The 8679-nt window shown below is 67.8% G+C and carries 9 protein-coding genes; 4 read left to right on the top strand and 5 right to left on the bottom strand.

From position 1 onward, the window contains the following. Both Y705_RS19910 and Y705_RS0113085 read left to right on the top strand, forming a co-directional pair. The coding region (locus Y705_RS19910) for a glycine betaine ABC transporter substrate-binding protein (protein WP_049822740.1) at positions 1-914 on the top strand (914 nt) is incomplete at its 5' end. 117 nt (positions 915-1031) lie between these two features. Continuing rightward, positions 1032-1940 carry a phosphodiesterase gene (locus Y705_RS0113085; protein WP_026533181.1) on the top strand — a complete coding sequence of 303 codons (909 nt, stop codon included), beginning with the start codon at positions 1032-1034 and terminating at the stop codon, positions 1938-1940. Between the two features lie 33 nt (positions 1941-1973). Here Y705_RS0113085 and Y705_RS0113080 read toward each other — a convergent pair whose 3' ends face one another. The 4 genes from Y705_RS0113080 to Y705_RS19900 form a co-directional block, all read right to left on the bottom strand. Then, positions 1974-2777, bottom strand: a complete 804-nt coding sequence (locus tag Y705_RS0113080; RefSeq protein WP_026533180.1) for an MSMEG_6728 family protein — start codon at positions 2775-2777, stop codon at positions 1974-1976. Positions 2778-2789: 12 nt separating this feature from the next. After that, on the bottom strand, positions 2790-4205 hold the full coding sequence (locus tag Y705_RS0113075; RefSeq protein WP_026533179.1) for a stealth conserved region 3 domain-containing protein: 1416 nt from the start codon (positions 4203-4205) through the stop codon (positions 2790-2792). 276 nt (positions 4206-4481) lie between these two features. Further along, positions 4482-5312, bottom strand: coding sequence for a potassium channel family protein (locus Y705_RS19905; RefSeq protein ID WP_081738048.1), 831 nt, complete (start codon positions 5310-5312; stop codon positions 4482-4484). Between the two features lie 56 nt (positions 5313-5368). Next, positions 5369-6004 (bottom strand): DUF1684 domain-containing protein, encoded by a 636-nt coding sequence (locus tag Y705_RS19900; protein ID WP_049822739.1) that lies wholly within the window; start codon positions 6002-6004, stop codon positions 5369-5371. Positions 6005-6055: 51 nt separating this feature from the next. Here Y705_RS19900 and Y705_RS0113060 point away from each other — a divergent pair, with 51 nt between their 5' ends. Beyond that, positions 6056-6808: a sulfite exporter TauE/SafE family protein gene (locus Y705_RS0113060; RefSeq protein ID WP_026533178.1), complete on the top strand. Its 753-nt coding sequence runs from the start codon at positions 6056-6058 to the stop codon at positions 6806-6808. Between the two features lie 57 nt (positions 6809-6865). Next, complete coding sequence (locus Y705_RS0113055) at positions 6866-8170, top strand: cell division protein PerM (protein WP_026533177.1); 1305 nt, start codon at positions 6866-6868, stop codon at positions 8168-8170. A 27-nt stretch (positions 8171-8197) separates the two neighbouring features. Here Y705_RS0113055 and Y705_RS19895 read toward each other — a convergent pair. Beyond that, a partial coding sequence (locus Y705_RS19895) for a hypothetical protein (RefSeq protein WP_049822738.1) occupies positions 8198-8679 on the bottom strand: 482 nt, incomplete at its 5' end.

Here is an 8679-nt window from a genome sequence, read left to right as displayed (position 1 = left end):
AGCCCGCCACATCCTATGTTCCCGAGGCAGATCCCGGCTCCATCTCACCGCTCGACGGCGTGGACGGCGCACCGCTGACCGTCACGTCGAAGAACTTCACCGAGCAGCTCATCCTGGGCAAGATTTCGGTCCTCGCCGCCCAGGCCGCAGGATTCGACGTCACCGACCTGACGAACGCGCCGGGCAGCCAGCCGGTCCGCGACCTGATGCTCTCCGGGGACGCCGACTTCACCTGGGAGTACACGGGGACCGCGTGGCTCGCCTTCCTCGGGATGGAGGAGGGCATCGCCGACCAGGAGGAGCAGTGGGAGGCGGTACGGGCCGCCGACGTCGAGAACGGCCTCATCTGGGGCGAACCGGCACCGCTGAACAACACCTATGCCATGGCCGTTCGCACCGAAGCCATCGAGGAACTCGGCGGCATCACGAAGATGTCGCAGCTCGCCGAGCTGCCTGTCGAGGAGCGCACGTTCTGCGTCGAGGCCGAGTTCAATTCGCGTGCGGACGGACTGAACCCCATGCTGGCCCACTACGGACTGGAGCGCGGCGCGCCGGACGGCGTGCCTGACGAGAACGTGGGGATCTACGACACCGGTGCCGTCTACACAGCAACCGACAACGGTGCCTGCAATTTCGGCGAGGTGTTCGCAACCGACGGCCGGATCCAGGCGCTCGACCTGACGCTGCTCGAGGACGACCTCGGGTTCTTCCCTGCCTACAACGCCGCTCCCGTGTACTACGCCGAGACCCTGGCCGAGTACCCGGGGCTCGAGGACGTCTTCGAGCGTATCGCTCCCGAGCTGACGGATGAGGCGCTTCGTGAGATGAACCTCCTCGTGGATGTCGAGGGCGAGGAACCCGGCGACGTCGCGTTCGACTTCATGGTGGAGAAGGGCTTCATCTCCGAGCCCTGACAGGAGTTCCCCCGATGTTCAGCGACTCGCCGTTCCGGGTTCACCTTCCTTTCCCCCGCGCTCTGTTTCGATGGAGTGGAATCGGCTTGTACCTACCAGCAATCCAAAGGGTTTCCCATGGAGTACCGCACGGCCGAGCATCCCCGGCCGCAGCAATTCATCCTTCATATGAGCGACACCCACCTCGTGGACGGTCCTGAACCGCTGTACGGCGCGGTGGACAGCGAGGAACGCCTCTCCCGGATCTTCGCGGACCTCCAGGCCTCCGGAGCGCGGCCCTCCGCGATCGTCTTCACCGGCGACCTCGCGGACAAGGGGCAAGCGGGAGCTTACGCGACGCTCCGCGCCATCGTCGACCCGGCCGCCCGCCGGTTGGGGGCCCAGGTGATCTGGGCCATGGGCAACCACGACGACCGCGCGGCCTTCCGCTCCACGCTGCTGGACCAGCCCGGGGACACCACGCCCGTGGATGCCGTGTACGACGTCGACGGGCTGCGGATCATCACCATGGACTCGAGCGTCCCCGGACACCACTACGGCGAGTTCACCCGCGAGCAGCTGAGGTGGCTGGCCGATGAACTCCTCGTCCCGGCCCCGAACGGTACCATCCTCGCCCTGCACCACCCGCCGGTTCCGAGCGTGCAGGATCTCTCGGTCCTCGTCGAGCTCCGGGACCAGCGCTCGCTCGCCGAGGTGGTCCGCGGCAGCGACATCCGGACCATCCTCGCGGGCCACCTCCATTACTCGACCACCGCCACCTTCGCGGGCATCCCCGTCTCGGTGGCCTCCGCCACCTGCTATACGCAGGACCTCCTGTACGACGGCGGAAGCCGCGGTCGCGACGGCGCGCAGGCGTACAACCTGGTCCACGTGTACGAGGAAACCATCGTGCACTCAGTGGTGCCGGTGGGTCGGCATACCGCGGTGGGGGAGGTGGTGCCGCGCGAGGAGACCCGTCGTCGGCTCATGGAGGCCGGAGTGCGGATCGACGAGGCGCCGCCCGCGCGGCGGCTCGCCCGGGTCTAGGGATCCGGAACGGATCCGGCCCGGCCAGGGGCGTCAGTTCAGTGCGGCGGGAAGAGCGACGCTGAACAGGGTCCGCGGGTCCTGGAGGGGCGCGGGTGGATCGAAGTCCGTCCTAGCCAGCCAGCCGCGGAGGGAAGCGTTCCGCAGGAGCCCGTCCTCGTGCATCAGGACCGGTCCCACTGTCCCTGTCCGGAACCGTTCGCCGTCGGGATCGGCGATGGCTACCGGGTCGCCGTCGGCCATGGATTCCTCGAAGGCCTGAAGCTGGCGGTCCCACTTTCCGGGCTTCCGGCCGGGCGGTCCCGGCGGTCCGGCCGGCATCAGCAGGCGCGCGTGTCCTTCGGGAGGGTGCGCCGCGGCCCGCCAGATCCAGAGGCGGCTCCCCTCGGGGTCGGTGGGCAGCAGCTCCTTCGCCGGCTCCGGCCACACATACGGCAGGTTTTCCGGGACGCCCGGGAACCTGTTCCGGTAGATTCCGGGGGCTTTCTGCACGAGGTTCGACTGGTGACTCAGGTGGAAGGTCAGGTCCCCGAGCCAGGGCGGCAGAGCGACGTCGGGGTTGTCGAGCACCTCCGGGGCGAACTCGAGGATCTGGCGCCCCGTCGAATCCTGGTGTCCCCGGGACACCCACTCGTCCACCATGGCCAGGCCGTACAGCGTCAGGGCAGGGACGTAGCCCATCCACATGCGGATCGCCGGATGGCTTCGCCAGCCGTAGTCCGGAATGACGAGCGCCCGCAGGGTCTGCAGGGTTTCCACCCGCTGCTTGCCGAGCCGCGCCTGATCGAGCACAGCGGCGCTCGAGGCGAAATCGGCGTACGGCAGGAAGGTCTGCATGGGATCAGCCGGTCACTTTTCCCAGGGAGCCTTGACCGGGAAGTACTTCTCGAGGAACTCGGTGACGAGGCGTGCCCGCTCATCAGCTGGCACCTCGGGAAAGCTGCCGTCATTGAGGCAGAAGAAATCCTGGTTGCGCTTGTCGAGCATCTTGTTGAGGCTCTCGAGCCCTGAACGGGAGGTGGTGTCGACGTACTTGACCTTTGCCATCTCCTGCGTGACCGCCCGCCCGGTGAGCAGCGAGTAGTAGTGGTACAGCGAATTCGTCACCGAGATGTTGTCCTTCGCGCGGAACCTGGATGCGGCTGTCGCCGCGAACTCGGCCGCGAACTCCTCCTCCATCTCCAGCAGGACGCTCTTGCGCAGCGGTGCGGCGGTGTGTTCGAGGTGGCGCGTGGTGATGCGGCCGAAACGCTCATGCAGCAGGCGGCGGTTCACCCGGGCGGCGTTCTCGAAACCACTGCGCTCGGCGTCGTTGTCTCCGAGGCCGATCCGGGTGTCCGCCTGGATGAACTTGGTGATGCCGCCGGGAGAGAAGAACGTGTCGGGCCCCACGGGACGGCCGAAGAACATGTCGTCGTTCGAGTACAGGAAGTACTCGGACAACCCCGGGATGTGTTGCAGCTGGCTCTCCACGGCCTGGGAATTGTGTGTGGGCAGGACCGACGGGTCCAGGAAGTGCTCCTCGGAGCGCACGAACGTCACGGACGGGTGCTCGGCGAGCCACTGCGGGCGGTCGGAATCCGTGGCCACGAAGATCCTCCGGACCCACGGCGCGAACATGTAGACCGAGCGCAGCGCGTACTTCAGCTCGTCGATCTGCCGATAGCGGGCTTCGTTGTCATCGCCCTCACCCACCACCACGTTCTGCATCCGTGCCGCGCGGGCCGCCTGGTACTCGGGGCTGCTCCCGTCGACCCACGAGAAGACGAGGTCGACGTCGAAATCGATGTCCGTCGCGTGATCGGCGAACATGTTGTCGATGGTGGGCCACGTGAGACCGTGGCGCACCACCGAACCCCGAACCGCCTCGGCTGCCGGAAGGGTCCGCCGGGTCAGAGAGTTCTCCACGGGCAGCTCGATCACGTCGGGATTCAGTGCCCACAGTTCAAGCTGGACGCCGGCCGAAGGCCCGAAGGCAAGCCCGCCCAAGGGCTCGATGCGCGGGCGGAAGAGGCGGAAGATCCGCGCCTTCTCACTGTGCGAGAGGGAGCCGTCCGTCACCAGGAGCGTGGTGCGCCGCTTGGTATCCACCGTTCGGGAGTAGAACGGCTCGTTCCGGCAGGCCTCCACCAGGGCAAGGCGGAGCTTTTCGCGGTCGTCGAGGTTGATCGCGATCACCGGGCGCTCGTCATTCCCGCGCACCAGCAGATATCCGATACCCGCCTCGTCGAGTGCGGCGCGGATGAACAGGAGGTCCTCCACCATCGCCTGGTGCGGCGTCCGGTCCGAGTTGATCAGGGTGAAGCGGCGCTTGACAGTCGTGATGTCCGAGCGGTCGGTGAAGCGGGCCACCGCCGCGCGGGACGCGGACTCGAGTATCTCGGCTTCATTCTCGGGCTCGGGGGCGCCGAAATAGATGTCGTGTTGAGCAGCCGTGTCTGTAATCGGAACCTCCGCTGGGGTGGGTGAGTCGTCGATTACAGGATAAAGCCTGAAAGCGGAAGCGACTGCCGCCCGGAGAACGCCGACCGGTGGGGAGCCTTACCCGTCTGCTGGATCTGCGGTATTTCGTCCGTCGGGCTCCGTTGTCCCGGGGACGCCGAGCGCGCCGGGAGCGCCGGTGGTGCCTGCTGCGCCGGTTGCACCCGGGACCCGGTGTGAACCGGCCAACTGCGCGATCAGGGAATCGAGCTGGAGGGAAACGCTCCGAAGCTCCTCATTGACCGCACGGTCCCTCGACTGATCCTTCACCGCGGCAGGCACTGACACGTTCTCCACCAGCCAGGAGGCGAAGGCCGCAGTCACCGCACTGAGGACGCCGATCCCCGCAATCATCAGCCCCGCGGCGACCAGGCGGCCCGTCAGGGTCACGGGATAGTAGTCGCCGTAGCCCACCGAGGTGATGGTGGTCATGGACCACCACAGGGCGTCACCCAACGTGGTGATGTTCGCGCCGGGAACGTCCTGCTCGGCGTCGAGCACGGCCAGCGCCCCTGCATAGCCCAGCACCGTCATCGAAACCACCACGTACAGGACGATGTGGCCGCGGAGCGCATCACCGCCCGAGCGGTTGAGGACACGCAGCAGGGGGACGAGCCGAAGGAGGCGCAGGGGCCGCAGGACGGGCAGGACGATGACCACCAGCTCGTGGAGGTGGCGGAGGAACCAGCGTCCCCGTTGTTCGGCGAGCAGCAGGTTTGCCGCGTAGTCGATCAGGAAGAATACCCAGACCAGCCAGAGCACGGCCTCCAGCAGGAGATGCTGTGCCGGAGAAACGGTCCGGGTCACCTGGACGGTGTATGCGGCGAGGAAGACGAAGGCGGCGGCGATGAGTGGCCAGTCGGTGTACTTCCGCCAGGTGCCCTGGGTCATCGGAGAAGCGCTCCAGCGGCGGCGGGGCGTGTGTGGCGGGAGTTGATGGCGTGCTCCTAGTACTGCGCGTACAGCTCGCCCACGGCGAGTTCGGCGTCGAGGCGGTTGTCGCTGCCCGGCAGCGGGCAGGCCCACGCCTCGTCGTAGGCGCAGGACGGATTGTAGGAGAAGTTGAGATCGAGGACGAGGCTGCCCGGCAGGCGTCCCTCACCGAGATGCGCACCCTTGACGGTGTCCAGCAGGTACCTGCCCCCGCCGTAGGAACCGCCCTCCGCGCCCGATGTGGCATCCCGCAGGGGCAGGAAAAATCCTCCACCGTAGGAGGTGAGCCGCCACAGGGCCAGGTGCCCCAGTCCCGGGAGCGACAGGGTGCCCAGCTGCTCGAACGGGACGACGCCGTCGGTGCCGGTCGGTACGTCCATGCGACGGCCGGAACCCTCGTCGCTGATCGCCGCCTCGAAGCGGTATGCCGGTTGGTAGTGCGCCACCCTGAGGGAGGTGAACCTGCCCTGCGCGGCTGCCTCGAGCGGCGAGGCCGGGTGCTCACGGAACAGTCGGTTGCGGCCGTCCTGCCACAACCGGTGCGCGGTCTCCGGCGATTCGGCGTCGGAACACGACCGGACGTCCGCGTAGAGCCCGAAAAGCCGTGTGCGCCAGTCAGCGATAGCCAGGGCGGTGGTGATTCCAGTCATATTGTCAGGCTACCGGCTGTGGAACTGTTGCCCCGGCGTACTGTAACTAGGGTGACACTCGGGGTTTTCTACATTGTGCTGGCTGCCATCCTTCTGGGAGCCATCGCCCAGCGGATCGCAGGGCTGGGCTTCGCCCTGCTGGTGGCTCCGTTCCTGGTGCTGATCCTCGGCCCCCACACCGGGGTCCTGATGGTGAATATCTGCGGCGTCGTCTCATCGACGCTGATCGTCGGACGGGTCTGGCGTGATATCGACTGGAACATGTTCCGCTGGCTGGTCTTCCCCTCGCTCCTCGGGTCGCTGCCGGGCTCCTACCTTGCCGTCGTCGTTCCCTCGGCGCCGCTGTCGGTGACCGTGGGCGGCATCGTCCTGGTGGCGCTGACCGTGTCGCTCGTCCTGCAGCGATCCGACATCGTGGTCAGCGGTAATGCACCGAAGGCCGTGGCGGGGTTCGCCGCGGGGCTCACCAACTCCATGGCCGGCGTGGGCGGGCCCGCGGTCAGTGCCTATGCACTGCTGTCCCGCTGGCCACAGCGGCCCTTCGCCGCCACGCTCCAGCCCTTCTTCGCCGTCATCGGCATCGTGACGCTCGTCACCAAGCTGAGCCTCGACCCCTCCCAGGCCCCCGTCCTCGAGCCCTGGATGTGGGCGGCGATCGTAGCCGTCATCGTAGGTGGAATCTTCGCCGGGGAGAAGCTTTCGCGGTTCGTCCGTGACCAGCACGCGCGGTTCGCCGTCGTCGTCATCGCCTTCATCGGAGCGGGTCTTGCGACTATTCGCGGCATCCTGGACCTCGTCGCGTAGGCTCCGGCGCCGCGTCGCATACCGCGCGCGACCGCTTCCGATGGCACCATTGAAGGGATGAAACTCCTCCCCCGAAAACCAGGCGCACTTCCCATGCCACTGTGGCTGCAGGGGGTCTTCGAGCTTGGCCAGGCCGCCGTGCTCTCCGCCGTGCTGGTCCTGGTTCCCGTTGCCGCCGTCTGGCTGACCGGTGGCTTCGCTGAACGGTCGGCGGAGTCCGCAGCCCAGCTCGCCGGGCAGGGCTGGCTCGTGATGCACGGCGTGCCGCTGGTGCTCTCCTTCCCTTCCGGGACAGGGGATGGCCAGCCCGTGTCGGGCCTCTTCTCCGTCGTGCCTCTCGGGCTCACTCTTCTTCCCTTCCTCCTGGCGTGGCGCGCAGGGCGGAGGCTGGCCCGAGCCTCCTACACGGACCAGTTGTGGCAGGCGCTGCTGGGAGGCGTCGGGATGTATGCCGCGGCGGGTGCGGCCACCGCGTATTTCGCGAGCAACGCGGAAGCAACGGCGTCGCTCGTCGCGGGTGCACTGATTCCACCGCTGTCGGCGGGCCTCGGGATCGTGACCGGTGCGTACAAGGAAGCGGGCGCGTGGAGCAGGCTCGTGGGGGTGGATCTTGCCTCCTGGATCTCACGCAGCAGCCAGCACTCCCGGTGGGCCGGATCCTACGCGCTCTCCGTCCTCCGGTCGGCGTTCCTCGCCGTGGTCGCTGCAGGAGGCCTGGCGGCGCTGCTCCTCGCGGTCACCGTGGGAATCCACTGGGCGGAGGTCGCCGCGATCTATGAGCGGCTCGACGCCGGGATCGCCGGCTCTACGGTGCTCACGATCCTCCAGCTGGGTTTTCTACCCAACCTGGTGTTGTGGGCCCTTTCGTGGTCCTCGGGAGCGGGGTTCGCGCTCGGTACCGGAAGCGCCCTGAGCCCCTTCGCGACGTCGGTGGGCCCACTGCCGGCCTTCCCGGTGCTGGGGGCGCTGCCCGCCGGTGACCTCGAGTACGGGTATGCGGCCCTCGCCGTTCCCGTGGTGGCCGGACTGCTCGCCGGCTGGTGGTTCTTCCGCGAGGGCGAGAACCATCTCGACGAATGGCTCGTGCTCCAGTCCAGCCGCCGCTGGTTGACCGCTGCGGTGTCCACGCTGGCGATGGGCCTCCTCGTGGGCCTCCTCGCCGGCATCGGGGGAGCAGTACTCGCCCTGCTGTCGCGGGCTTCCCTCGGCCTCGGACGCCTCACCGACCTCGGACCGGATCCGCTGCTGGTGGGACTGCTGCTTGCCGCGGAAGTCGGTGTCGGGGCGATCGCCGGGTACGCGTTCAGCCCCCTGCTGGAGCGGGAGCCCCGGCGGCCGGTGGCCCGGCGGACAGTCGGTTAGTCGGTTAGTCGGGTCTTTCAGCCGGCGTCAGTTCGGCGTCAGCAGCCCGTCGAGGTTCCGCAGTCCGTCCTCGCAGCTCCGCTCCGCCTGGATGGTCAATGCAGTGGCCATGCAGTCCTCGTACGTCTCCGTGATGGGCCACAGCAGCACCGAGGCACCGGTGCCGATCACCAGGAAAAGGGCGGCAGCAAGGCCTGCCATGGTACTCACCCGCACCAGGCCGGGCAGCTTCGTCCTGCCGGTCCGGACCAGTGCGACGATCCCGAGGACCAGTGCCGCGATCCCGAAGACCAGGCCGAGCACTTTCCACGGCAGCATCAGGCTGCTCCCGATGAGCGCCGCGAGCAGGGCGAGCATGAACCAGGTGAGGAGGGAGCGGGTACCAAGCGGTGCGTCGCCTCGCTGTTTCGGGTCGCCGGGCCTCTTCGGGTCGTCGGGCCCCTTCCCGCCGTCGTTGTCCGGCCGCTTCGGGCTGCCGCCGTCCGGCCGCTTCCCGCCGTCATTGCCGG

It is taken from the genome of Arthrobacter sp. H41 (genome assembly GCF_000520535.1).
Lineage (GTDB): Bacteria > Actinomycetota > Actinomycetes > Actinomycetales > Micrococcaceae > Arthrobacter_D.
The sequence above is the reverse complement of the archived record's forward strand: the minus strand, read 5'-3'. Positions and strand labels throughout refer to the sequence as shown.

Bases quoted from the DNA above. Each gene is read 5' to 3' on its own strand.
- Y705_RS0113085 (WP_026533181.1), top strand. From the start codon at position 1,032: ATGGAGTACCGCACGGCCGAGCATCCCCGGCCGCAGCAATTCATCCTT.
- Y705_RS0113080 (WP_026533180.1), bottom strand. From the start codon at position 2,777: ATGCAGACCTTCCTGCCGTACGCCGATTTCGCCTCGAGCGCCGCTGTG.
- Y705_RS0113075 (WP_026533179.1), bottom strand. From the start codon at position 4,205: ATGGTGGAGGACCTCCTGTTCATCCGCGCCGCACTCGACGAGGCGGGT.
- Y705_RS19905 (WP_081738048.1), bottom strand. From the start codon at position 5,312: ATGACCCAGGGCACCTGGCGGAAGTACACCGACTGGCCACTCATCGCC.
- Y705_RS19900 (WP_049822739.1), bottom strand. From the start codon at position 6,004: ATGACTGGAATCACCACCGCCCTGGCTATCGCTGACTGGCGCACACGG.
- Y705_RS0113055 (WP_026533177.1), top strand. From the start codon at position 6,866: ATGAAACTCCTCCCCCGAAAACCAGGCGCACTTCCCATGCCACTGTGG.